The 25,502-nt window shown below is 62.9% G+C and carries 14 protein-coding genes and 1 pseudogene; 7 read left to right on the forward strand and 8 right to left on the reverse strand.

The window, feature by feature from the left end; translation table 11 throughout:
• Positions 1-295: 295 nt before the first annotated feature.
• The 5 genes and pseudogenes from ACYASU_RS22945 to ACYASU_RS22965 all read right to left on the reverse strand — a co-directional run bounded on the left by ACYASU_RS22945 (position 296) and on the right by ACYASU_RS22965 (position 10,389).
• Positions 296-5,911, reverse strand: coding sequence for a putative Ig domain-containing protein (locus ACYASU_RS22945; protein ID WP_463584172.1), 5,616 nt, complete (start codon positions 5,909-5,911; stop codon positions 296-298).
• A gap of 369 nt (positions 5,912-6,280) precedes the next feature.
• Positions 6,281-7,492: a GGDEF domain-containing protein gene (locus ACYASU_RS22950; protein ID WP_463584173.1), complete on the reverse strand. Its 1,212-nt coding sequence runs from the start codon at positions 7,490-7,492 to the stop codon at positions 6,281-6,283.
• Between the two features lie 137 nt (positions 7,493-7,629).
• Entirely contained in the window at positions 7,630-8,469 is an 840-nt protein-coding gene (locus ACYASU_RS22955; RefSeq protein ID WP_423572567.1) for a methyl-accepting chemotaxis protein, read from the reverse strand.
• Between the two features lie 15 nt (positions 8,470-8,484).
• Positions 8,485-9,516 (reverse strand): annotated as a pseudogene (locus ACYASU_RS22960) (cache domain-containing protein); the annotation flags it as partial.
• Positions 9,517-9,876: 360 nt separating this feature from the next.
• On the reverse strand, positions 9,877-10,389 hold the full coding sequence (locus ACYASU_RS22965) for an acyloxyacyl hydrolase (protein ID WP_282371647.1): 513 nt from the start codon (positions 10,387-10,389) through the stop codon (positions 9,877-9,879).
• Between the two features lie 253 nt (positions 10,390-10,642).
• On the opposite strand from ACYASU_RS22965, the gene ACYASU_RS22970 reads away from it, so the two are divergent.
• Positions 10,643-11,068, forward strand: a complete 426-nt coding sequence (locus ACYASU_RS22970) for a VOC family protein (protein WP_074883781.1) — start codon at positions 10,643-10,645, stop codon at positions 11,066-11,068.
• 18 nt (positions 11,069-11,086) lie between these two features.
• Here ACYASU_RS22970 and ACYASU_RS22975 read toward each other — a convergent pair whose 3' ends face one another.
• Both ACYASU_RS22975 and ACYASU_RS22980 read right to left on the reverse strand, forming a co-directional pair.
• On the reverse strand, positions 11,087-11,965 hold the full coding sequence (locus ACYASU_RS22975) for a LysR family transcriptional regulator (protein WP_463584174.1): 879 nt from the start codon (positions 11,963-11,965) through the stop codon (positions 11,087-11,089).
• Between the two features lie 127 nt (positions 11,966-12,092).
• Complete coding sequence (locus ACYASU_RS22980; protein ID WP_282371657.1) at positions 12,093-13,184, reverse strand: NADH:flavin oxidoreductase/NADH oxidase; 1,092 nt, start codon at positions 13,182-13,184, stop codon at positions 12,093-12,095.
• 84 nt (positions 13,185-13,268) lie between these two features.
• Here ACYASU_RS22980 and ACYASU_RS22985 point away from each other — a divergent pair, with 84 nt between their 5' ends.
• Positions 13,269-13,568, forward strand: a complete 300-nt coding sequence (locus tag ACYASU_RS22985; RefSeq protein WP_192172634.1) for an ArsR/SmtB family transcription factor — start codon at positions 13,269-13,271, stop codon at positions 13,566-13,568.
• Positions 13,569-13,677: 109 nt separating this feature from the next.
• Here ACYASU_RS22985 and ACYASU_RS22990 read toward each other — a convergent pair whose 3' ends face one another.
• On the reverse strand, positions 13,678-14,703 hold the full coding sequence (locus ACYASU_RS22990; protein ID WP_192172516.1) for a YrzE family protein: 1,026 nt from the start codon (positions 14,701-14,703) through the stop codon (positions 13,678-13,680).
• Positions 14,704-14,966: 263 nt separating this feature from the next.
• On the opposite strand from ACYASU_RS22990, the gene ACYASU_RS22995 reads away from it, so the two are divergent.
• The 5 genes from ACYASU_RS22995 (at position 14,967) to ACYASU_RS23015 (ending at position 25,356) form a co-directional block, all read left to right on the forward strand.
• A complete protein-coding gene (locus tag ACYASU_RS22995; RefSeq protein ID WP_463584175.1) occupies positions 14,967-16,016 on the forward strand; it encodes a GGDEF domain-containing protein in 1,050 nt (349 codons plus the stop codon).
• 472 nt (positions 16,017-16,488) lie between these two features.
• Positions 16,489-17,589 (forward strand): efflux RND transporter periplasmic adaptor subunit, encoded by a 1,101-nt coding sequence (locus ACYASU_RS23000; protein WP_244655918.1) that lies wholly within the window; start codon positions 16,489-16,491, stop codon positions 17,587-17,589.
• Positions 17,586-20,816, forward strand: a complete 3,231-nt coding sequence (locus ACYASU_RS23005; protein WP_463584176.1) for an efflux RND transporter permease subunit — start codon at positions 17,586-17,588, stop codon at positions 20,814-20,816. Before ACYASU_RS23000 ends, ACYASU_RS23005 begins: the two co-directional genes overlap by 4 nt.
• Positions 20,813-23,920 carry an efflux RND transporter permease subunit gene (locus ACYASU_RS23010; protein ID WP_463584177.1) on the forward strand — a complete coding sequence of 1,036 codons (3,108 nt, stop codon included), beginning with the start codon at positions 20,813-20,815 and terminating at the stop codon, positions 23,918-23,920. Before ACYASU_RS23005 ends, ACYASU_RS23010 begins: the two co-directional genes overlap by 4 nt.
• 17 nt (positions 23,921-23,937) lie before the next feature.
• On the forward strand, positions 23,938-25,356 hold the full coding sequence (locus ACYASU_RS23015) for an efflux transporter outer membrane subunit (protein ID WP_463584178.1): 1,419 nt from the start codon (positions 23,938-23,940) through the stop codon (positions 25,354-25,356).
• Positions 25,357-25,502 lie beyond the last annotated feature (146 nt).

Below are 25,502 nucleotides of genomic sequence, written 5' to 3' on the forward strand. Positions count from 1 at the left end.
CGGGTTTCAGTCAGTGACACTGGATGCACGGGATGCTTTTAGTGGGACTGGCTTTAGCCGGGAAGAGGCCATTGAGTACGCAGCGGATTTTGGGTGTGGCATCTGACGCCTTCCCGGCTGAAGCCGGTCCCACAGGGGATATGCAATCCCATCGTTCGGGTTTCAGTCAGTCACATTGGATGCACGGGATGCTTTCAGTGGGACCGGCGTTAGCCGGGAAGGGGCCGGCAGCTGCGCTATCCATCAAAAAAAACGGCCTCCATTGCGGAGGCCGTTTTTGTGTTTACGCGATCAATCAGGCAACGAGGTCAGTGACGTGCAGCTCCTTGACGCCGACCAGCTGGATTTCGAAGTCCGGGGTCGCGTCGGCGTTGATGCTGCCGTAGAGGATCCCGTCGGCGAAGCGCAGTTGCCCGGTGGCGTCGTTGCTGTCAAAGGCGTTGCTGCCAATGAAGGTAAACGCGTCGATGCCCGGCGTCTGTGGATTGGCGTCCAGGGCGCTGAAGTCGAGCAAGTCGCCTTCGGCGCTCTTGAAGCCGTTGATCACGTCGCGCAGCGCACCGACACCCATGTCGGCGACAGAGTCGAACACGTAAGTGTCGGCCCCGGTGCCGCCGGTGAGCGAATCGGTACCCGCGCCGCCGATCAAACGATCGTTGCCCGAGCCGCCGATCAGCGTGTCATCGCCGGCGCCGCCGTTAAGCACGTTGACGCCGCTGTTGCCGGTCAGGCTGTCGGCGAAGGCGCTGCCGATCAGGTTCTCGACGCTCTTCAGCGTGTCCAGGCCGGAGCCGCCAGTGTTCTGCTGGGCCGAGGTCGACAGCGTGGCGGTGATGCCTGCCTGCGCGCCAACGTAAGACACGGTGTCGTTACCGTCCCGCCCGTCCAGCACGTTGTTGCCGCTGCCGGCGAACAGCACGTTGTCCAGCGCGTTACCGATGCCGTTGGCCGCATCGAGGCTGTCGATGTACAGGTTTTCCACGTTGGCGCCGAGGGTGAACGTCGCCAGGGTGCTGTGCACGCTGTCGATGCCGCCGGAGACGCGATCGGCGTTGGTTTCGATCACGCTGTCGCCGCTGTTGTCGACGTAGTACGTGTCGTTGCCATTGCCGCCGCTCATGCTGTCGGCACCGCCGGCGCCATCAATCACGTTGGCGGCCGCGTTGCCGGTGATGAAGTTGCGCAGCTCGTTGCCGTTGCCGTCGATGGCTGAAACACCGGTGAGCACCAGGTTTTCCAGGTTCGCGCCGAGGGTCCAGCTGACCGACGCCTGCACGGTGTCGATCTGCGACGGCGAGTCGCTGCTTTCGGTGACGCTGTCGAAGGCGTTGTCGACGATGTAAATGTCATTGCCGTCGCCGCCCGTCATGCTGTCGGCGCCGAGGTCGCCGTCCAGCGTATCGTTGCCGGACGAACCCACCAGGGTGTCGTCCTGGTCGGTGCCGAAGATCATGCCGCCTTCGTTCTGTGCGCCGTCGAAGATGGCCTGCACGCTGTTGTTGTCGCTCGGGTCACCGTGGAATCCCAGGTCGTCGGCGATGTAGTCGGCCAGACGCTGACCGACGATTTCGGCCGACTCTTCGTGCAAGTGCCAGACGTCGTCAGGGTAGACCAGCGGGTCGACTTCGTGGCGCAGGGGCAGGTCGGTGTAATCCACCGCAATCTTCACATCGTCACGCTGGGCGGCGATCGCTTCCTGGGTGGCGCGGACATAGCCGACACCTTCGACGATGCCGGCGATCTTCTCTTCCGAGAAGCCGCGGGCGCGGGCCGCGTCCTGGTCGTAGTGACCGGTTTCCATCATGTACACGTTGAAGTTGCCGAACTGCGCGTGCAGGTAATCGAACACCGACAAGGTCGCCGCCTTGTACGCCGCCGCCGCAGCATCCTTGTCCGAAGCGCGGGCGATTTCCTGCGCCGCTTCTTCGCCCTGGCCCCAGATGATGCCCATGGTCACGTTGTCGACCGCTTTCAGCTCGGTGAGCTGGTCGTTCAACAAGGCCACTGCGCGCAACAGGGCCGGGCCCGGTTGGTCGGTGTCGGTCAGCCACCAGCACAGCTTCAGCTCTTCAGGGCCGAGGGTCGACAGGCCGTTGACCGTGCTGCCGCCCACCGCGATGTCGATGCCATTGCCGTCGGCGTCATTGAACTGGCTGCGCACGTCGTAGGTGGTGTATTTGCTCAAACCGTCCACCAGCATGGTGGTGCCGGACTGGCTGTCGTCTTCGGTCATGCGCAGCAGACGTGCGTTGGACTGGCCGAGGGTCGGCAGGAACAGAATGTCCTGATCGGCCCGTGCGCCGAACACGAAGTCGTCGGCGGTGAGGGTGTTCATGTAGTTGCCGCTCAAGGCGATCTCGAAGCGGTGACCGTCAGCATCGGGCACGCTGGATTTGATGTAGGTTTTGTCGCCAGCGGCGTTGAGGCTCAGGTACAGCGTGCCGTTGCTGCCATCGCCCAGGCCGAGGAAGCCCAGGGCGGAGACGTCGATCTTGTCCACGCCGTGGGTGAAATCGTAGATCGTGTCAGTGGCGGTGACACCGCCGGTGTTGTAGTCGCGGTAGCTGTCCTGGACGCTGGTGTAGCGGAAGGTATCCGCGCCGTCGCCGCCGTACAGCGAGTCGCGACCCGCGCCGCCGTCGATGATGTCCGGCCCTGCGCCGGCGCGAATGGTGTCGTTGCCGCCCAGGCCGAGGATCAGGTCGGCGCCGGCAGTGCCAGCGATCGCTTCGCCGTTGTCGGTGCCGGTGATGGTGCTGGCCGGCGCATCGGCCACGGCCAGGGCGAAGCTGTCACTAACTGACGCGCCCGACGGGTCGGTGGCCTTGATCAGCAGCGTGTAGTTGCCGGAGGCGGTGCTGGTCGGCGTGCCGCTGAAGGTCAGGCGGGTGCTGTCAAAGCTGAGCCAGTCGGGCAGGGCACTGCCATCGGCCAGGGTCGCGGTGTAGGTCAGCGCGTCGTTGTTGGCGTCGGAGAAGCTGTTGCTGGTGACCGCGTAGGTGAACGGCGAGTTTTCCGTCGCGTTCTGGTCCAGCAGCGGAATCACCACCACCGGCGCCACGTTGGGCGGCAGGTTCTGGCTGGCGAAGACGAAGTGGCTGGCGTTGAGGCTGCCGGCCAGGTTGCCCGCGAGTGACAGCTCGAAACGATTGCCGCTGGCGTCCGCGACATTGTCTTTGACGTAGGTGCGGTTGGTGCTGGCGTTGTAGGACACCTGCAGTGTGCCGTTGAGGCCGTTGCCCAGGCCGCTGTAGCCCAGCGCCGAGACGTCGATCTTGTCGGCGGCGACATCGAAATCGAGAATCTGGTCGCTGGCGCTGGTGGTCGCCGTGCGGTAACTGTCCTGGGTGGAGGTGAAGCGGAACACGTCCGCCCCCGCACCGCCGGTGAGTTTGTCGGCACCGGCGCCACCGATGAGGACGTCGTTGCCGTCGCCGCCGTTCAGGGTGTCATTGCCCGCGCCGCCGAAGATCTGGTCGTTGCCGGTGGTGCCGGTCAGCGTGTCGTTGCCCGGCGTGCCGTTGACCACGCCCGGCGTTACCGGCACGTCCTGCACGGCAAGGGTGAAGCTGTCGCTGACGGTGGCGTTGCTGGCGTCGCTCGCGGTGATCTTGATCGCGTAGGTACCCGATGCCGTATTGCCCGGGGTGCCGCTGAAGGTGCGGGTCGCGGCGTCGAAGATCAGCCAGCTCGGCAGCGCTGTGCCGTCGGCCAGGGTCGCGCTGTAGCTGAGGGTGTCGTTGTCCGGATCGGTGAAGCTGGTGCCGGGCACGACGTAGCTGAACGGCGTGTTTTCGGTGGCGTTCTGATCCAGCAGCGGGTTGGCGACGACGGGCGCCTGATTGACCGTCGGGGCGGTGGCGAACACGAAGTTGGCGCTGGTCAGTTTGTCGAGGTAGTTGCCCACGAGCGCCACTTCAAAGCGGTTGCCCTCGGCATCGGCGGTCAGCGATTTGATGTAAGTCTTGTCGCCGGCGTCGTTGAGCACCGCGTACACGGTGTTGTTCATGCCGTCGGCCAGGCCCGTGAAGCCCAGCTTGGAGAGGTCGATCTTGTCGGCGGTGACGTCGAAATCGGTGATCACGTCGCCGAGGTTGGCGCCGCCGGCATTGTAGTTGCGGTAGCTGTCGGTGCGGCTGGAAAACACAAAGGTGTCAGCGCCAGCGCCGCCACTCAGGGTGTCCTGCCCCGCGCCGCCGTCGAGACGATCGTCCCCGGCGCCGCCCGCCAGGCTGTCGTTGCCGGCCAGACCCAGCAGCGTGTCGGCCCCGTCAGTGCCCTGCAGCGAGTCGTTGCCGGTGGTGCCGGTGAGGGTGCGGTTGAAGATGAAGTTGTCGGCGGTCAGTGCGCTGACCAGATTCCCGGCGAGGATCAGCTCGAAGCGATTGCCGTTGGCGTCGGCATCGTAATCCTTGATGTAAGTGCGGTCGTTGCTGGCGCTGTAGCTGATCTGCAGGGTGCCGCCACGGCCGTTGCCCAGCCCGGTGAAGCCCAGACCGGCGAGGTCGATCTTGTCCTGGGTCGGGTCGAAGTCGGTGATGGTGTCGTCGAAGCTGGTGGTCGCGGTGCGGTAGCTGTCGGACTCGCTGGTGAAGCGGAAGATGTCCGCGCCCGCGCCGCCGGTGAGCTTGTCGACCCCGGCGCCGCCGATGAGGATGTCGCTGCCGCCACCGCCGTTTACGGTGTCATTGCCCGCGCCGGCGTAGAAGATCTCGTTGGCGTCGCTGCCCAGCAGGGTGTCGTTGCCGTCAGTGCCTTGGACGGCCACCACGGGCACGGTCGCGCTGACGTAGCTGCCATCGCCATACACCAGGGTGTCGCCCTTGGTGGTATGGGTGATGGTGTTGCCGATGATGGCGTTGCGGTCGGTGCCGTCTTCGTTGCGCTCGGCCACGCCATAGGTCGACAGGGCGCTGCCGTTGATGGTGTTGCCCTGAACGGTGTTGTCACTGCCGTTGTAATACTTGCCGGAAACGCCCTTGGTGTCGTCGTAGGACTGAATGATGATTTCCGGTACGCCGCCGCCCAGTGAGTTGTTGCTCAGGGTGTTGTTGATAACGTCGACGTTGTTGCTGCCGTAGATGCGAACGCCGGCGCTGGCGTTGTCGTGGATGTCGACGCCGGTCATGGTGACCTCGCTGGACAGCTTGATCAGCACGCCTTCGGCGCCGTTGCCATAGACCTCACCGCCGGTGATGGTGATGTTGTTCGGCGAAGGGATGTTCTCGCTGCCGCGCTGCACGACGATGCCGCCACCGCCGTTGCCGTAGGCGACGTTGTTGCTGAGGGTGAAATCGTGGCTGCTGGTGACCACGTTGAAACCGTGGCGATCGTTGTCGTAGGCGATGTTGTTTTCGAAGGTGCTGTCGCTGAGGAAGTCAGCGACAAAGCCGTCCAGGCCGTTGCCGTGGGACACGCTGTTCTTGATGACCATGTTCACGGTCTGTTCGTGGGGGTCAAAGCCGTAACCGGAGCAGTCCTTGATTTCCACGCCATCGAGGGTGACGTTGGAGTCGTAACCTTCCTTGCCCGGGATGTAGCCGTTGAACCAGCCGTCGATCTTGCCGGTGGTGTTGTCCCGGTTGCCGTCGATGGTCAGATTGCTCAGCCCGAAGTCGTGGGTCTCTTCGCCGTAGGCGGAGCGGATGACGCCGGTGATTTTCGTGTCCGAACCGTCCGCGACCTTGATGTTGGAGACGCCCATGCCGTCGCCGTACATGTAGACGTTGCTCTTGAGCATGAGGCAGCCGTCGGACGGTTCCTCGCCGCCTGACACGATGTAGGTCCCGGGGGGTACATAGACTTGTCCTCCACCCGCCGCCGCAGCTGCATCAATCGCTTGTTGGATGGCCGCGGTGTCGTCAGAGACGCCATCTCCCTTGGCGCCAAAATTTTGGACGTTAAAAATCATGTACTTATCTCCGGTCACAGGCTGAGGTCACGCTGCGTGCCAATTTCCAATCGGCACTGCAGCAGGTATGACCCACCTGAACGGAAAAGTTGTCGCCGTATGTCGGAAAACCGTCGTTTTGTGACGATCGGCACATTTTGGTGGTTGTTGGTGTCACGTAATTGACGTTTGGAGGGATATGCTTTTCTGGCACTGTTGGAGAGATGAGGATCTGCGAGCGATGAAGATCGCTTGACAGGACCGGCTTCAGCCGGGAAGAGGCCCGTGTGGGCACCCTGGATTCTGCAGTGTGACCACCAACGCCTTCCCGGCTAAAGCCGGTCCCGCAAAGTTCGCGTTAGCCGGTCCTATTATGGGTTAGCGGGCCTACTAGGCCACTTCAGCGGGGGCGCAGCGCAGGCAGTCGCGGCCTTCGCCCTTGGCGGCATAGAGCGCCTTGTCGGCCATGGCGATGAGCGCTTCGGCGCTGGTCTGAGGTGCGCTGGCGATGGCGACGCCCAAGCTGATGGTGACCCTGGCGCCGTCGCCCAGCACCGGGTGAGGCACGTTCAGCGCGGCAACCGCAGCACGCAGGTTTTCTGCCAGGGCCCTGGCCTGAGCCGGGTGGGCGTGGGTCATGAGCACCATGATTTCCTCGCCGCCGAAGCGAAAGGTCAGGGCGTCGGCTTTCTGCGCCGTGCGCTGGATCACGCCACTCAGCAACCGCAAGCAGGTGTCGCCCTGCAGGTGCCCGTAGTTGTCGTTGTAGGATTTGAAGTGATCGATGTCCAGCAGGATGACCGCGACGTTCGTGGGGGTCTGCGTTGCGCGGCTCCACAGGGAGGCCAGCACCTCGCCCTGAAAACGCCGGTTGAACAATTGCGTCAGCGAATCGATGCGCGCCAGTTCCACCAGTTGCGCTCGCAGCAACTGCCCGCGCAACGCAAACAGATAACTCAAGCGGCTTCCGTGTTCCAGAAACCACGACGCCATCATCAGCAACGCCGCGGTGGAGAAGAACAACAGCGCATTGGCTTGCCAGATCTGAAAGTCGGCGAACTCAGCGAGGTAAGTGGTCACCAGCTGAATGACCAGCATGCAGGCCATGGCCACCGCCGCGCAGCGCACCGGCACCTGCTGGATCACCGTGCAATACACCATGATCAGCAGCATCCCCAGCTGATAGTGCAAGCGGAACGGACTTTCGCTGTAGATCATCGCTATCAGCGGCATCACCGAACACGTCACGGTGCCGATGGCTGCCGTCGCTTCCACAATGCGTCGGGTGCTGGCGCGCCGCGCGATGATCAGCAGAATCATAAAGATCGGCGTCATCAGGCAGACACGGGCCAGCGCCACGTAGGTAAACATGTCGTTCAGACTGAGCCAGTCGCTGACCATGAACAGGTTGTAGATGAGGATGCCGCCGATGCCCACGGCGGACAGAAACTGGCGGCGTTGCTCAAGCGTTTCGGCCTCGTAGCGCTGTTCCAGCTCAGTGCTGAAACGCAGGCTGCGAAAACGCGATGCGATGGTGCGATCGACCTCGGCGAGAAGTTGCGCGTCATGGGGGCCAGGTCGATCGATGACAAAGGAAAGCATGTTGCACCAAAGAGATGGGTTACCGGACTAGGACATCATGAGTGATGCCTTAGTGCCATCATTTCGTCGGCGCGCTGTTTTCGCAAGGACTGACCGATCAAGCGTCAGGTTTGCGATGAACAGCGCTCCGTCTTGCCTCAGATACGGAAACTGCCCACCAGCTGCGTCAAACGCACCGACTGACGTTCCAGGTCGGAACAGGCGCGCAACGTGGCCTGAAGGTTTTCCACGCCTTCCTGGTTCAGTGTGTTGATTTCGGTGATGTCGACGTTGATCGCCTCGACCACCGAAGTCTGCTCCTCGGTGGCGGTGGCGACCGACTGGTTCATCGCGTCAATCTCGCCAATACGCACGGTCACGCTTTCCAGGCTGGTGCCGGCCTGATTGGCGATGCTGACGCTTTCATGGCTCTCGCGCTGGCTGTCGTTCATGATCGCCACCGCTTCACGGGCGCCGTGCTGCAGCTCCTCGATCATTTTCTGCACCTGGCTTGCCGATTCCTGAGTGCGGTGGGCCAGGCTGCGGACCTCGTCAGCGACCACGGCAAACCCGCGCCCGGCTTCCCCGGCGCGCGCCGCCTCAATGGCAGCGTTGAGCGCCAGCAGGTTGGTCTGCTGGGAGATGCCGGTGATGACTTCCAGAATCTGCCCGATGTTGGCGGTCTTGGTGTTGAGCTGCTCGATCTGCTCGCTGGCGCCGCTGATGCGTGTCGACAAACGGTTCATCGCCTGAATGTTCTGACCGACCACGGCCTGACCACTGGACGCCATATTGCGCGCATCGCTGGAATGCCCGGACGCCATGGCGGCGTTCTGCGCGATCTCCTGCGCCGCAGCGCCCAGCTCGTTGATGGCCGCCGCGACACTGCTGGTACGGTTGGCCTGCTGATCGGAGTTCAACATCGAGGAGTTCGACGCGCTGACCACGCGCAGCGCGACTTCGTTGAGCTGCACGGTGGAGGAGGCCACTTCGCGCATGGAGTCATGGATCCGCTCCACGAACAGGTTGAAGCCGTTGCCCAGGTAGCCGAATTCGTCCTGGCTGAGGATTTCCAGGCGCTTGGTGAGATCGCCTTCACCTGCCGCGATGTCGTGCATGGCGCGGCCCATGGTGTTCAGCGGACGCATCAGCACGCTGAGCAACACGCCCAGCAGCGCAATGATCAGGACCACGGCGATGATCGTGGCGACGATCGCCGAGTTACGGAAATCGCCCAGTGCGGCGTAGGCCTGGGCCTTGTCCACCGCGATGCCGACGTACCAGTTGACCGACGGCAGACCGTCAACGTGAGCAAAGGTGACGACTTCGGTCTTGCCGGCGTGCTCGCTTTCGCTGACGTCTTCGGACAGGCGCGGCGTAGCGTTCGGGTAGACCTCGGCCAGGGTTTTCATCACCAGCGAGGTGTCCGGATGCACGAGAATGCGGCCGTTGGCGTCGACCAGGAAAGCATGGCCGTCGTTCTGCAGGCGCAGCGCGCTGATCATCTTCACCAGCACTTCCAGACTCAGGTCGCCGCCCGCAACGCCGGCGACGCCGGAAGGGCCTTTCACCGGCGTGGCGATGGTCACGATCAGGCCTTTGGTCACGGCGTCCAGATAGGGCTCGGTCAAGGTGGTCTTGCCGGCCTTCAGTGCATCGGTGTACCACGGGCGGGTGCGCGGGTCGTAATCGCCGGGCATGTCATCAGGCGGTTGCGTCACGAATGAACCATCGGCTCTGCCCAGGTAGATGCTCATGAACGTCGAGATCAGCGTTGGCTGACCGAGCAGCCGGTTGAACACCTCGGGCGACGACACGGCGGCGCCCTCGGCGACGTTTTCCACCAGCAGGATGCGTCCCGACATCCAGTTCTGGATATTGCCGGCCGTACTTTCGCCCATCTGGTTCAGACTTTCCCTTAACTGATCCCGGATGGCGTTGCGTTGCAGATAATCGTTGTAGAGGGTGAATAAGGTAAACGCGGCGATCACCACCAGCGACGCCGCCAGCAGGATTTTATGGCTGAATTTCAGGGATTTGGTCATGCCTTGAGGGCCTTCAAGCGATTGCAGGGAAAGGATTGCAGTGTGTCAGTCGGGCTATCGGCGGCCGGCGGGATAGATGAATGGCTTGCTGCGCAAAACAGGCCTCTATTTGACTGGAATCTGACAATCGGTCCTGGGTGTACGGCCCGCGAGTCATGTAACCGTGCTAAGCGAGGAGGGCTGAGGGCGAGGACGTGAGGAAGTGGAGCAGGGCAGACGCCCAAAAAAAGGGCTGCAAAATGCAGCCCTCTGGCATTCGACTTATGCGGCCCAAGCACGAAGCATGGCGCTTGAAGCTTGAAGCTTGAAGCTTGAAGCTTGAAGCTTGAAGCCTCGAGCTCGCAGCTAAGTCCTCATCCCTTAGAGCGCATGACTGTAGACCAGCGCATAGGATTCGATCCCGTCGTTAGGCTCCTTGATCCCTGCGTTTGAATAGTGGGTAACGCGCAGGCCGACGCGCTGGGTGTCGCCGAATTTCAGGCCGGCGCCGAGACGGTCTTCGAAGTTGAAAGCGGAACCGAACTTCTGGTCACCCGCAGATGAACCGGTAAACAACGAAACGCCCACACCGGCTTCGATATAGGGCTTCACCGGACCGCTGCCGAACTCATAAACGAACACTGGGGCAAAGGACGCCGAGTGGCGAGCGCCTGCCTGTTTGCCTGCTTCCCAGTAGGTGTAGCCCAGGTCCCAATAGCCGGTCAGCTTGCCGGTGGAGCTTTCCAGCCAGGACTTGTCCCAGTCGAAACCCAGGGCAACGCGGCCGGTGACGCCACCTTGGCTGGTGGCACCCAATGCACCGGAGATCTGGGTGGCGTTGGCGGTCATGGCGAAAGAAGACAGGCACAGGGCAGCGAGCAGTAGCTTTTTCATGGTGGAGATAGCCAGAAAGGTCAATAAAACCGGGGAGAGATGTCACCCGAACGGATGTAGGGCAGAACGCCACTACGAAAGTTCCATTGGCCCTGTATGAAATTTCCCAGAACTTCGTTTTTGGAATGATTAACGCTGTATCAAGGGCCCCATTGATCAAAATTGTTGAGGCTCGGCAGAAGGATAATTCGCTTTTACGGCGTGCGATTAAGGTCAACAATCCGCCCTGTCATTCCCGCCCCAAGGATCGCCCATGAGCCTCTCGCCCTTCCATCTCGCCATTCCCGTCTATGATCTTGCCGCCGCGCGCCACTTCTACGGCGACGTATTTGGTCTTTCCGAAGGCCGCTCCAGCGAGCAATGGGTCGATTTCGATTTCTACGGTCATCAACTGGTCATCCATGAGCACCCGAAGACCACTTCCCAGGAATCCGTACATTCCAACGCAGTGGACGGCCACGACGTACCGGTCCCGCACTTCGGCATCATCTTGCACTGGGAAGAATGGGAGGCGCTGGCCGAGCGTCTGCGCGCCCGGGAAACGAAGTTTGTGATCGAACCCTACATCCGCTTCCAGGGCCAGGTGGGCGAGCAGGCCACCATGTTCCTGTTCGATCCGTGCGGCAACGCGCTGGAATTCAAGGCGTTCAAGGACATGAGTCAGTTGTTCGCCAAATAGCCATTCGCTGAACCACCCTTAGCGCGCGGGTGGTTCCAGCGTCTCGATCACGCAACGGCGAAACAATTCCAGCAGCGGTGTGTGCCGCTGCAGGTATTTGCTCACCAGCACGATCTCGCGGAAGAAGGTCAGCTCACCAAGGTCGATGATCCGCACGTCCTCCGCATGCTCCAGCCACAACCCGGCCATGGGCACCAGCGCCACGCCCAACCCGGCGCGCACCATCTTGACGATGGCGTCCAGCTCATCGAGCTCCAGGGTTTGCCGCACCTCAAGTTTGCGCTCGCGCAGGAACTGCGTGACCCGGCGGCCGCCGAACGAGCGCTGATCGTAGCGAATGAAAGGATGGTCGCTGAGGATCTGCCGAGTGTCGTCGCCCTGCATGCCGGATGGCGTGATCAGCACGAACGGTTCTCTGGCGAGGACCTCGGCGTGCAGCTCTTTGGGCAGGGCGAATGGCGGTTTGATCATGATCGCCAGATCGAGCTCGCCGGCGTCCACCTGACTGAGCAGGTTCAATGAAACCCCAGGCACCAGACTGGCCTCGATGAACGGCGCCTTGCTGCGCAGCGCCACCAAGGCTTGCGGCAGGATGCCGGTCTGCGCCGTGCTGATGGCGCCGATGCGCAGCGCGCCGCGAAAGTCATTGGCGCTGTCGGGGCTGCCCATGCGCCCGAACAGCTGCAGCATTTCTTCGGCCAGTGCCACGGCGCGTTGTCCGGCGGCGTTGAGGGTGGCGGCGCGGCCGGTGCGATCAAAGAGGGTGACGCCAAGAGCGTCTTCGAGGTTCTTGATCTGCGCGCTCACCGCCGATTGGGTCAGCCCGACCTCGCGCCCGGCCGCCGCAAAGGTGCCTCGACGCGCGACGCAGACGAAGGTTTTCAACTCTCTGATCATCGGCAGGTCCTGGCAGGAAATTCAATCGGGCAGGGCGCACCCACAGGCGGCCGACAGCGGATAGTAACCAGTGCCGCCGACAAATAAAAATGCCGCCTCAAGGGCGGCATTTTTTTACGCGGGACGCTTAACGATAGCGTTCCAGCCAGTGCGCGTAGGGCGCAGGCAGAGTCCACGAGGCTTTGTCGACGCCCAGTTCTTTGGCGGCGAAATAAGCCCAGTGCGGATCCGCCAGGTGCGCCCGGCCGATCGACACCAGGTCCAGCTGACCGTTCTGCACGGCGGCCTGAGCCAGTTTCGGATCGCCAAAACCCCACGCCGAGGTCACCGGGATATCGGCTTCACGGCGTACGCGTTCGGCGATCGGGCCCATGAAGGCCGGGCCCCACGGGATGTTGGTTTCCGGGATGGTGAAACCGACGCTGACGCTGAGCAGATCAAGACCGCCGGCCTTGAAGCGGCGCGCCAGTTCGATGGATTCGCTGAGGGTCTGCTCGTCACGGCCGTCGTACTCGATCACACCGAAGCGCGCGGTCAGGGGCAGGTTTTCCGGCCAGACTTCACGCACGGCGGCCAGGGTTTCCAGCAGGAAGCGGCTGCGGTTGTCGAAGCTGCCACCGTAGGCATCGGTGCGCTGGTTGGAGTGTTCGGAGAAGAAGCTCTGGCCCAGGTAACCGTGGGCGAAGTGCAGCTCGATCCACTCAAAGCCGACTTCACGGGCACGGCGTGCAGCGTCGACGAAGTCCTGCTTGACCCGGGCGATGTCGTCCAGGGTCATTTCCTGGGGGACTTTCGGCAGGTTGGCGCCGAAGGCGATGGCCGAGGGTGCGATGGTCTGCCAGCCGCGGGCATCATCGGCGGCCATGTGGTCGTCACCTTCCCATGGACGGTTGGCGCTGGCCTTGCGACCGGCGTGGGCGATCTGGATGCCCGGGACCGAGCCGGCTGCCTTGATCGCCTGCACCGCAGGAATGAACGCCTTGGCGTGCTCGTCGCTCCAGATGCCGGCGCAACCCGGAGTGATGCGGCCTTCAGGGGAGACGGCAGTGGCTTCGACGACCACCAGGCCCGCACCGCCGCGGGCCATGCTCGCGAGGTGAACGTGGTGCCACTCGTTGATGACGCCGTCGTCTGCGGTGTACTGGCACATTGGAGGGATGGCAATGCGGTTACGCAGGGTCACGTCCTTCAGCGTGAAGGGTTCGAACAATGCAGACATGAAATACTCCTGATGATTGAATTCGCTTGTTCGATAGTATTCGAAATATGGCGAAGAATGAAACCCCTCGCTATGATGCGCGGCATGCGCGCCTTCAAACATCCGTTACCGACCGAACTCACACTTGAGCGTTTGCTTTACGCATTAAGTGACCCCGTACGCCTCGAAATCGTTCGCTGTCTTTCCACGGTGGCGGAGGCGACCTGCGGCGAGCTCGACGGCGGACGGCCCAAGTCCAGCATGTCTCACCACTTCCGCGTGCTGCGCGACGCAGGCCTGGTGCATACGCGCAACATCGGCACCACGCACATGAATTCGCTGCGCACCGAGGAGCTGGATATTCGCTTTCCGGGGTTGCTGGGGTGCATTCTGGCTCAGGCGTGAACCGGCGTTTTCAGACGTACGGTGCGGTTTGTAGACCCGCCCTCAGCGCAAACAAAAATGGCCCGATCTTGCGATCGGGCCATTTCATTTGCGGGCTTGAACCTGACGCTTAGACAGCGCCGACGATCTTCGCAGCCGGTTGGGTACGACGACCCATTGCACCGGCACCGGCTGCCACGAGGGCAGAAACCACGAGGGTGATCAGCAGGATCCAGGCGGCGCGGGAAATGTTTTTCGCCGCAACGTCAGCCGCTTCACGGGCTTTCTGCTCGGCTTGGGCTTTCAGCTCCTGGTACTTGGCGTACGCCTGGCGGTAGCTGGCCTGGGCCTGATCGACGATCTGGTTGGCTTCGGCGTCGGTCTTGTTGCCGCGGGCCTTGATCAGGTTGACGAAGGCCTGACGGTCAGCGGCGTCCCACGCCTGGTCGCCCTTGGCTTTCAGACGGTCGAGCAGGCCGCTCAGTTGCTCGTCGGCCTGTTGTGGGGCTTCGGCGCTGCGTTGTGCGGTGTTTTTCGCGTCTTCCTGGGTGGTAGCAACGTCCTGCTTGACCTTGTTCGGATCCAGCTCAGGCTTGCCGGTCTGGCGCATGGCTTGTTCGATTTCGCCCTGGATATCGTCCAGATTGAAGTCGATGCCTTGGGCGCGCAGCTGCTCCTGGATCTTGCCGCCAACGGCCGGGGCCACTTGCGCAATGCCGCTGCCCACTGCCGACAGGCCGCTGCCCGCCAGATTCAAACCGCCACGCACAACGCCGGTCACGGCGCTGGACACCAGGTAAACGCTGATCAGCGAAACGCTGGCCCAGACCAGAATGCCGTGGAAGGCGCCTTCGCGATGGGCCAACCGGCCGGCGGCCCAGCCCCCGACGAACAGGGAAATGACCATACTCACACCCAGCCAGATGCCGGTGCCTTTGCCCATGCCCGCCAGCGGATCGGCTTCTTGCAGCGGATCGATGCTGGCGCTGCCGATGGCGGTGCCCAGCAGGCTGAGCATCAGCGAGACCACCAGCGCGAGTACCACACCGGCCAGAATGGCGCCCCAGGAAATTCGTTTGAGCAAGGGGGCAACAGCAGTCCCCCGGTAGACAGGATCGTCGTAGGCGGCAGGTGTAACTCGGTCATCGCGAATCATAGTGGCAGTTCCTTTGGTCATTGGCAGAGCGCAAGACGTGTTGCGCGTAATTCAATGACCTCCGCACTTTTTGATTAGTTTTATGCAGCCGGAAAATAAAATGCTGGCAAAATGCCTAAGCATCAAAATTGCCGAAAATTCAAAGGTCTGCAAGCAGATTAAATTGGAATCAGTGTTATTCCCAGTCGCGATATGGCGTTACCCCGGATGCTGTCCTTGGCTACCTTCTATACCACCGTAATAATTTTTCCCGAGACAGCCTGATGAATACCCTCACCGCCGATGACCGCACTCAGGTCACTCGGGAAGCCACCGTTGAATACTGGAAACACATCATCCCGATCGTGCAAATCGCGTTCGCGATTCACGTGCTGTTGCTGGGTTTGTTCCTGATCGTGGACCTGCCCGTGATGTGGGTCACCAACGCGGCGAGCGTCGCGGCTTACATCGCCTGTCTGCTGGCAATCAAACGCCGGCTGTATCGCTGCGCCGGCATGCTCATCTGTATCGAAATCATCGCCCACGCCGCCATCGCCACCTGGGTGCTCGGCTGGGACAGCAACTTCCACCTCTACGTGTTCTGCATTGTGCCGATCATTGCCTTCGGCTTTCATTCCTCGCCGGTGCGCAGAGGCTGCCTCAGCGCCGCCGTGCTCATCGTCACCGTGGGCGGGTACCTGCTGCGCAACAAAGTGCCGGTCTTCAGCATCAGCGAAAACGTTCAGGACCTGTTTGGCGCAGCCAACGCATTGACCGCAACGGCGTTGTTGCTGCACGCCACGGCATTGTCGGTGCGCTTCAACCTGTCGATGCACATGAACCTTTATCACTCCGCCCACCGCGACAGCCTGACCAATCTCTATACCCGGCGGCGGGTGCTTCAGCGTCTGCGTCAGCTAGGCGGGGGGCGGCGGGAGATCCCCACGGCGCTGGTGCTGATCGACATTGATCACTTCAAACAGATCAATGACAAGCACGGTCATGACATGGGCGATGTGGTACTGCAGCAGGTGGCCGACGTCATCGCCCAGTGTGTACGCACCACGGACATCGCCGCGCGCTGGGGCGGCGAAGAGTTTCTGGTGTTGATGCCCAACACCCGCTTCGAGGACGCCCGGCTGATCGCCGAGCGGATACTCACGCACATTCGCGAACAGGGCGGGGAGATCAGGCAGAGCCTGAACCTTACGGCGACCCTTGCGGTGGCCATCCTGAAAGACGGGGAGACGTTCCGGGATGCGCTGAACCGGGCGGATCAGCGCTTGTACGAGGGCAAGCAGGAGGGACGCAACCGGGTCATGCTGGCGGAGTGAGCGCGGCGGGCCTCGCGAAGCCCGCCCGATGCACCCGCTGAATGTAAATTCTCTGCAAAGGTCGGGCTCGTCGCTTGTTCCTGCCGATCACGCAAGGCTAAATGTCGCAACAATTCGAAACACCTCAATCCGAACGTCAGCCTGCCGGCCAGGCGGCGCCTGCTGCACGACTGCAGCGCGCCGCGCGCCGCGCGCATCGACGTTGCCTGGCGCAGCGTTTTGCACGCCATACCGATCCGCCCGGCAACCCGCTGGCTGACGGCTTCACTTTTGTCCCTTGGCCACCAAGAAGTAAACCATGACCCAGAATTCGGCAGCCCGCTCACGAAAGCGCCTTGTCCTTGCGCTCCTCATAGCCGTAGCCGTTGGGGCTGTTTATGTCTACTACCGGCACACTTCCAACCCGACGCCGTCGACCGATGCTGGCGCGACTGTTTCCGCCGGACCCGGTGGTCGCCACGGTGGGCCGGGCATGGCGGACCCCAACGCAGCAGTCAGCGTCGCAGTGGGCACGGCCGGTACGGCGGATGTTCCGGTGATTCAGCAGGCGCTGGGCACGGTCGTTCCCAACTACTCGGTCACCGTGACCAGTCGGGTCGACGGTGAGCTAATGGCCGTGTATTTCACCGAGGGCCAGTACGTTAAGAAAGGCCAGTTGCTGGCGCAGATCGACCCCCGTGCCTACCAGGCCACCCTGGACCAATACCTGGGCGACATGGCCCAGAATCAGGCGCTGCTGAAAAGCGCGCAACTGACCGCCGAACGCTATAAGCGACTGTTCGCCAAGGACTCCCTCGCCAAGCAGGACCTGGACACGCAGATCGCCACCGTCGGCCAGTACGCCGGCGCCGTGAAGGCGGATCAGGGGCAGATCGATGCGGCGAAACTCAATCTGCTGTACGCGAAAATCGTCTCGCCGATTGATGGCTACGTCGGCCTGCGGCTGGTGGATCCGGGCAACATCGTTTCGTCCAGCAGCACCACCGGCATCGTCACCGTGACCCAGACCAACCCGATCGCCGTGACCTTCAGCTTGCCCCAGGCGCAATTGGCGACCCTGCTGCCCAAGGTCCGCAAGGGCGAGCCGCTGAGCGTGCAGGCCCTCGATCAGTTGGGCAACACGCCGCTGGCCAACGGCGCGCTGAAATTCATCAGCAACGAAATCGACACCACCACCGGCAGCATCAAGCTGAAGGCGCTGTTCGATAACCCCGCCGAGAAGCTCTACCCCAACCAGTTCGTCAACGTGAAGCTGACCACCGACACCCTGCACAACGCCGTGGTGGTGCCGTCGGCCGCCGTGCAATTGAGCAGCGACGGCGAGTTTCTGTATGTAGTGAAAGACGGCAAGGTCGCCCGCCGCAGCGTCAAGGTCGGCCCGGTCTTCGGCGAGCAAACGGTGATCAGCCAGGGCGTGGACAAGGGCGATCAGGTCGTCACCCGAGGTATCGATCATTTGCGTGACGGCAGCACGGTGACCATTGAGGCGGACAAACCGGCCGGCGCGGATGTAGCCGCATCCAGAACCCCTGCCAGCGCCACGCAGCCGGCTGCCGGCAACGCTGCCCCATGAATCCTTCAAGACTGTTTATCCAGCGCCCGGTGGCAACGGTGCTGCTGATGCTCGCGGTGATGCTCGCCGGTATTTTCGCGTATCGCCTGCTGTCGACCTCGGCGCTGCCGGAAGTGGACTACCCGACCATCCAGGTCACCACGCTGTACCCCGGCGCCAGCTCCAGCGTGCAGGCCTCGGCGGTCACTGCGCCGCTGGAGCGCCAGTTGGGGCAGATGTCAGGGCTGGCGCAGATGTACTCGACCAGTTCGGCCGGGGCGTCGGTGATTACCCTGAAGTTCTCCCTGGATTTATCGCTGGACGTCGCCGAACAGGAAGTGCAGGCGGCGATCAATGCCGCCGACAGCCTGCTGCCCACCGACCTGCCGAACCCGCCGACCTATAAGAAGGTCAACCCGGCCGACACCGCCGTGCTGACCCTCGCGGCGACATCGGACAGCCTGCCGCTGACCCGTGTGCAGGACCTGGTCAACACCCGTGTGGCGCTCAAGCTCTCGCAGATTTCCGGCGTCGGCATGGTCAGCCTGGCCGGCGGTCAGCAGCCCGCCGTAAAGATCGAAGTCAACCCCACCAGCCTGGCGGCCCACGGCCTGACCTTGGAAGATGTGTACGACAAGGTCAACGCCGCTAACGTCAATGGCTCCAAGGGTGGCTTCGATGGCCCGTCCCACTCCATCACCATCGACGCCAACGACCAGCTGCGCGATGCGGTTGAGTACGGCGAGCTGGTGCTGGCCTACGAGAACGGGGCGGCGCTGCGTCTGAAGGATGTCGCGACCACGTCCGAAGCGCCGCAGGATCAGTACCTGGGGGCTACGGCGAACGGGCAACCGGCGATTGTCATCGCGGTCCAGCGTCAGCCGGGCGCCAACGTCATCGACGTGGTCGACAGCATCAAGCAGAAGCTGGCGACCCTGCAAACGGCCTTGCCCGACTCGGTCAAGCTGACAGTCATCAGCGACCGCACCCAGACCATCCGCGCCTCGATCAAGGACGTGCAGATCGAGCTGCTGCTGTCCATCGGCCTGGTGGTGCTGGTGACCTTTGCGTTCCTCGGCAACTTCACCGCGACGCTGATCCCGAGCCTCGCGGTGCCGCTGTCGCTGATCGGCACCTTCGGCATCATGTACCTGGCCGGCTTCAGCGTGAACAACCTGACATTGATGGCGCTGACCATCGCCACCGGTTTCGTCATCGACGACGCGATTGTGGTGGTGGAGAACATTTCCCGGCACCTGGAGGAGGGCGAAGAGCCCATGGCCGCCGCGCTGAAAGGCTCCCAGGAAATCGGCTTCACCATCATTTCCCTGACCTTCTCGCTGATTGCCGTACTGATCCCGCTGCTGTTCATGGGCGACGTGGTGGGTCGGCTGTTCCGCGAGTTCGCCATCACCCTGGCGGTGGCGATTCTGGTGTCGATGGTCGTGTCACTGACCCTGACGCCGATGCTCTGCGCGCACCTGTTGCGGCATGTGCCCGAAGGCGAAAAGGGCCGCTTCGCCGCCTGGGGCGATCGCCAGTATCAAAAGGTGCTGAACGGCTATGACCCGGGTCTGGTGTGGGTGCTCGATCACCAGCGTCTCACGCTGCTGGTGGCTGTCGGCACTGTGGCGCTCACCGGCTTTCTCTACCTGATAGTGCCGAAAGGATTCTTCCCGACCCAGGACACCGGCCTGATTCAGGGCTTCACCCGTGCCTCTCAGGATGTTTCGTTCAGCGAGATGGCCCGTCGTCAGCAGGCGTTGGTGGAAGTGGTGCGTCAGGACCCGGCCGTGGAGTCGGTGTCGTCCACCATCGGCGTCGACGGCAGCAACGATTCGCTGAACAACGGCCGCCTGCAGATCGGCCTCAAGCCCTTCGACGACCGCGACGACACCGCGACCCAAGTCATCACCCGGCTTGAGAAATCCGCCAGCGCCGTGTCCGGCATTCAGCTGCATCTGGTGTCGTCCCAGGACCTGACCGTCGATGACCAACTGACCCCGAGCCAGTACCAGTTCACCCTCGACGACTCGGAGAGCGCGAATCTGTCGACGCTGACGCCCCGACTGATCGAGAAATTGCAGCACCGTCCGGAAATGCGCGACGTCGTCGACAACCTGCAAGACCAGGGCCTGGTGGCGTACGTCGAGCTGAACCGGGCGGCCGCCATGCGCTACGGCATCAGCGCCTCCGACGTGGATACCGCGTTGTACAACGCCTTCGGTCAGCGCCTGATATCGACCATTTTCACCCAGTCCAACCAGTACCGCGTGGTGCTGCAGGTGCCGGGGCAGTTCCAGCAATCCCTGGCGGCGTTCGACAACATCTACCTGGCGGCGGCGACCGGTTCTGCCACGACGACAGCCAGCACGACATCGGGCACGTCTTCGAGCACCTCCACCCAGAGCACGTCATCCAGTTCGACCACCACCACCGGCACCTCGGCGCAAATGGTGCGCCTGACGGACATCGCCAAGGTCGGCCAACGCACCGGTTCGCTGTCCCTCAGCCGCCTGGACCAGTTCCCGGCAGTGACGGTGTCGTTCAACCTGGCAGACGGCTATTCCCTGGAGCAGGCGCAACAGGCCATCAGCGAGGTGATGACCGAGCTGAACGCGCCGAGCAGCATTACCCTGCGTTACCAGGGCGCGGCCGAGGCGTTCCAGACCGCCACGGGCAACACGCTGTGGCTGATCCTGGCGGCGCTGGTCACCATGTACATCGTGCTGGGCATGCTGTACGAGAGCTTCATCCATCCGGTGACGATTCTCTCGACGCTGCCTTCGGCGGCGATCGGCGCCTTGCTGGCGTTGCTGCTGACCGGCACCGAATTCAGCCTGATCGCGCTGATCGGCGTGGTGCTGTTGATCGGCATCGTCAAGAAGAACGCGATCATGATGATCGACTTCGCTTTGGAGGGTCGCCAGCATCAGCGCCTCAACGCCCGGGACGCCATTCACCGGGCCGCGCTGCTGCGCTTGCGGCCGATTCTGATGACCACGCTGGCGGCGCTGTTCGGCGCGTTGCCGCTGATGCTCGCCACCGGGGCCGGAGCTGAACTGCGTCGACCGCTGGGGCTGGTGATCGTCGGCGGGCTGTTGCTCAGCCAGGTGCTGACGCTGTTCACCACGCCGGTGATCTACCTGATGTTTGATCGCCTGTCCGAGCGGGCCAGGGCACGCTTCACGCGGGGCAGCAATCGGGGCAGCACCCGGAATGGTGATCAGAGCAGTACGCGACCATGAATCTGTCTCGGCTGTTTATCCGCCGTCCGGTGGCGACGCTGTTGCTGAGCCTGAGCATCACCCTGGCCGGGATTCTTGGTTACACGCTGTTGCCGGTGGCGCCGCTGCCCCAGGTGGATTTCCCGACGATCATGGTCAGCGCCTCGCTGCCCGGTGCCAGCCCGGAAACCATGGCCGCCACGGTGGCCACGCCGCTGGAGCGCAGTCTCGGGCAGATCGCCGGCATCACCGAGATGACGTCCACCAGCAGCCAGGGATCGACCACGTTGATTCTGCAGTTCGAGCTGGATCGCGACATCAATGGCGCCGCCCGGGATGTGCAGGCCGGCATCAACGCCGCGCGCAGCTTGCTGCCCAGTTCGATGCCGTCGCTGCCCACGTACCGCAAAGCCAATCCGTCCGAGGCGCCGGTGCTGATGCTGGCGCTGACCTCATCGACGCGCAGCCCCGGTGAGCTCTACGACCTGGCCTATAGCAAGTTGCAGCAGAAGATCGCCCAGGTGAACGGCGTGGGCGAGGTGTCGGTGCGGGGCGGCGCCTTGCCGGCCGTGCGCATCGACGTTCAGCCCAACCTGCTCAACCACGCTGGCATTTCCCTGGAGGCCGTGCGGCAGACGATCAACGACGCCACCAAGGCCAAGCCGAAAGGCATTCTCCAGGGCGAGGGCCAGAGCTGGGTCATCGACGGCAATGACCAGATCGACAAGGCCAGCGATTACCAGGACCTGGTCATCACCTATCAGAATGGCGCCGCTGTGCGTCTGCGCGATGTGGCCAACGTCTACGATTCGGTGGAAGACACCTTCGTCGGCGGCTATTACAGCGGCCAGCCCTCGGTGACCCTGGGCGTGACCCGCCAGGCCGGCGCCAACATGCTCAAGACCATCGACAGCATCAAGGCGCTGATGCCCGAGTTGCAGCGGGAGATTCCCGGTGATGTGCAACTGATCAGCGTCATCGACCGTGGCCCGACCGTGCGTTCGTCCCTGCATGACACCGAAGAAACCCTGCTGATCGCCACCTTGCTGGTGATTGCCGTGGTCTTCGTGTTTTTGCGCAACCTGCGCGCGACGCTGATTCCGGCGGTGGTGCTGCCGGTGTCGCTGATTGGCACCTGCTCGATCATGTACCTGCTGGGTTATAGCCTCGATAACCTGTCGCTGATGGCACTGATCATTTGCACCGGTTTTGTGGTGGATGACGCGATCGTGGTGCTGGAAAACATCGCCCGCTATCAGGAGCAAGGCATGCGTCCGCTGCGTGCGGCGCTGATGGGCACCCGAGAAGTCGGCTTCACGGTGCTGTCCATGACCCTGTCGCTGATCGCGGTGTTCATCCCGATCCTGCTGATGGGCAGCATCGTCGGGCGGCTGTTCCGGGAGTTCGCCGTGACCCTGAGCATCGCCCTGGGCCTGTCGATGCTGGTGTCTCTGAGCCTGACGCCGGTGCTCTGTGTCCTGCTGCTGCGCCAGCCCGCCCACGACGCCCGCGAGCCGCGGCTTTATCGCTGGATTGAAGCCGGCATTGCGCGGATGCAGGGCGCCTATCTCACGGCATTGGCCTGGGTCATGCGCCATCGGCTGTTGACCATGTTCAGCCTGCTGCTGACCGTGGGGCTCAACGTGTACCTCTATGCCACGGTGCCGAAAGGGTTTTTCCCGGCCCAGGACACGGGTGTGCTGATGGGCGCCGTGCGGGCTGACCAGAACATTTCATTCCAGGCCCTCAAGCCGCATTTGCTGCAGATCGCCCATGACCTGGCGGCCGATTCCGACGTCGAGGCGGTGATGTCGTCAACGGGCAGCGGGCGGGCCGGGTCGCGCAACACCGGCGACTTCTTCATTCGGCTCAAGGACTACAAGCAGCGCACCAGCAGCGCCGCAGCGGTGGCGAACCGGCTGACCCGGGCGAACAACAAGGTGGCGGGGATTCAGGTGTTTCTGATGCCCGCCGAGGACATTCGTGTGGGCGGGCGCAGCGCCAACGCCACCTACCAGTTCAGCCTGCAGGCCGATGATCTGGACCTGCTGCGGGTGTGGGAACCGAAGGTCGAGGCGGCGCTGCGGGCATTGCCGCAACTGACCGGTATCGACTCGGACTCCCAGACCGGCGGCCAGGAGATGAAACTGCACATCGACCGTGCCGCCGCGAGCCGGCTGGGAGTGAGCGTCAGCGACATCGACAACCTGCTGAACAACGCCTACAGCCAGCGGCAGGTGGCGACCTTGTACAAAACGTTGAACCAGTACCACGTCATCATGGGCCTGGACCCGGTGTACACCCAGGACGCGACGATGCTCGACCGCATGTACGTGATCAACGCCGATAACCAGCAAGTGCCGCTGACCGCGTTTGCTACGTTCAGCCCGGACAATGCGCCGCTGGCCGTGGCGCATCAGGGTCAATCGGCGACCAGCACCATTGCCTTCAACCTGCAGGACGGCGTCTCTCTGGAGCAGGCCACGGCGGCCATTAATGCGGCCGTCGACAAGGTCGGCTTGCCCCGGGATATCCAGTACGGATTTGCCGGGACCGCTCAGGCTTACGCCGCGCTCGCCGCCAGCATGCCGTGGTTGATCGGCGCGGCCTTGCTCGCGGTGTACATCGTGCTGGGGGTGTTGTACGAAAGTTACATTCACCCGCTGACGATTCTGTCGACCTTGCCGTCGGCGGGAGTCGGCGCCTTGCTGCTGCTCAAGGCGGTGAACATGCAACTGACGGTCATCGCCCTGATCGGCATTCTGTTGCTGATCGGCATCGTCAAAAAGAACGCCATCATGATGATCGACTTCGCCCTGATGGCCGAGCGCGACCGCAAGATGTCGCCTGAGCAAGCCATCATTGAAGCCTGCCGCATGCGCTTCCGGCCCATCATGATGACCACGCTGGCGGCCTTCTTCGGCGCCTTGCCCCTGGCTCTTGGTAGCGGCGGCGACGCTGACCTGCGCAAGCCGCTGGGCGTGGCGATTGCCGGCGGTCTGGTGCTGAGCCAGTTGCTGACCCTGTTTACCACCCCGGTGGTGTACCTCTATCTCGATCGCCTGAGCCGTTCTTCGCGGCGTTTCTGGCACACGCGTATCCGCCGCACTCACGTGCCCGGCTGACTGACAAGGTTGAATGAATGAACGCTGCGCTGCCGTCCCGTCTGTCCATCGCTCTGCTGCTGACCGGCACCCTGTTGACGGGCTGCATGGTTGGCCCTGACTACCAGAAACCCAGTGCGCCGATCTCCGCCACCTTCAAGGAAGCCCGGGGCTGGAAGGCGGCGAGCCCCCAGGACGAGTTGCCCAAGGGGCCGTGGTGGGCGCTTTATCAGGACCCGCAACTGGATGCGCTGGTGTCCCAGGTGCAGCTCAATAACCAGAACGTCGCGGTCTACGCCGCGCAATACCAACAGGCCCTGGCGCTGGTGCGTCAGTCCCGCGCCGAAGAATTCCCGACGTTGACCGGCACCGGGGCGAGCAGCCGCAGCGAGTCCGCCAGCGGCTCGTCGTCCAGCGGGGCAGGGGGTGTGAGCAAGGTGCATTCGGCCACCCTGGACCTGAGTTGGGAGGCTGATATCTGGGGCAGACTGCGCCGCACCAACGAACAGGACCGTGCCAGCGCACAGGCCAGCGCTGCCGACCTGGCCAACGCCACCCTCAGCGCGCAATCGTCCCTGGCGCAGGATTACTTCCAGCTGCGCCTGCTGGACCGGCGTATCGCGCTGTACCGCGAGACCATTGCCGGTTACGAGCGTTACCTGCAAATCATCCAGAACAAGTACGACGAGCAGATCTCCTCGCGGGCCGACCTGGCGACGGGCAAAACCCAATTGCAGAGCGCCCAGGCCTCGATGCTCGACTTGCAGTGGCAACGCGCCCAGTACGAGCACGCCATCGCGTTGCTGATGGGCAAACCGCCGGCGGACTTCTCCCTCGCCGCAGACCCGGCCTGGCAGTACCACGTGCCCGCCGTGCCGTTGGGTGTGCCCAGTCGCTTGCTGGAACGTCGCCCGGACATCGCCGCCGCCGAACGGCAAATGGCCGCTGCCAATGCCGCGGTCGGGGTTGCAACGGCGGCGTATTACCCGGACCTGACGCTGAGCGCCAGTGGCGGCTACCAGAGTTCCACCCTGAGCAACCTGTTTTCGCTGCCCAACCGCTTCTGGTCGATCGGCCCGAGCCTGACCGGCACGATTCTCGATTTTGGCGCCACCCGTGCCAGCGTCGAACAGGCCCGTCATGCCTACGACGCCACCGTCGCGACCTATCGCCAGACGGTGCTGACCGGTCTGGGCGAAGTCGAGGATTACCTGGTCGAACTGCGCACCCTGGAGCCGGAGCTGGAAGCACGCCGCAACTCCGCGCAATCGGCGGAAGATTCCGCAGCGGTGAGTCGCGACCAGTACGAAGCCGGCGTCATCGACTACCTCGACGTCGCCACCACCCAGGCCACCAGCCTGAACGAACGCCAGACCCTGCTCAATCTGGTCGCCACGCAGTTGATCACCAGTGTTCAGCTGCAGGCAGCGCTGGGTGGGTCGTGGGTGGCCGAGTGATTTCAGGCGGACGCTGCTGATTCGGTGTCGGCTGCTTTTGATTGGCAGGACCGGCTTCAGCCGGGAAGAGGCCGGTGTGTGCGCCATCAATTTTGCAGTGTTGCACCCGACGCCTTCCCGGCTGAAGCCGGTCCCACTAAACACGT

This window comes from Pseudomonas sp. HP_12 (genome assembly GCF_055283955.1).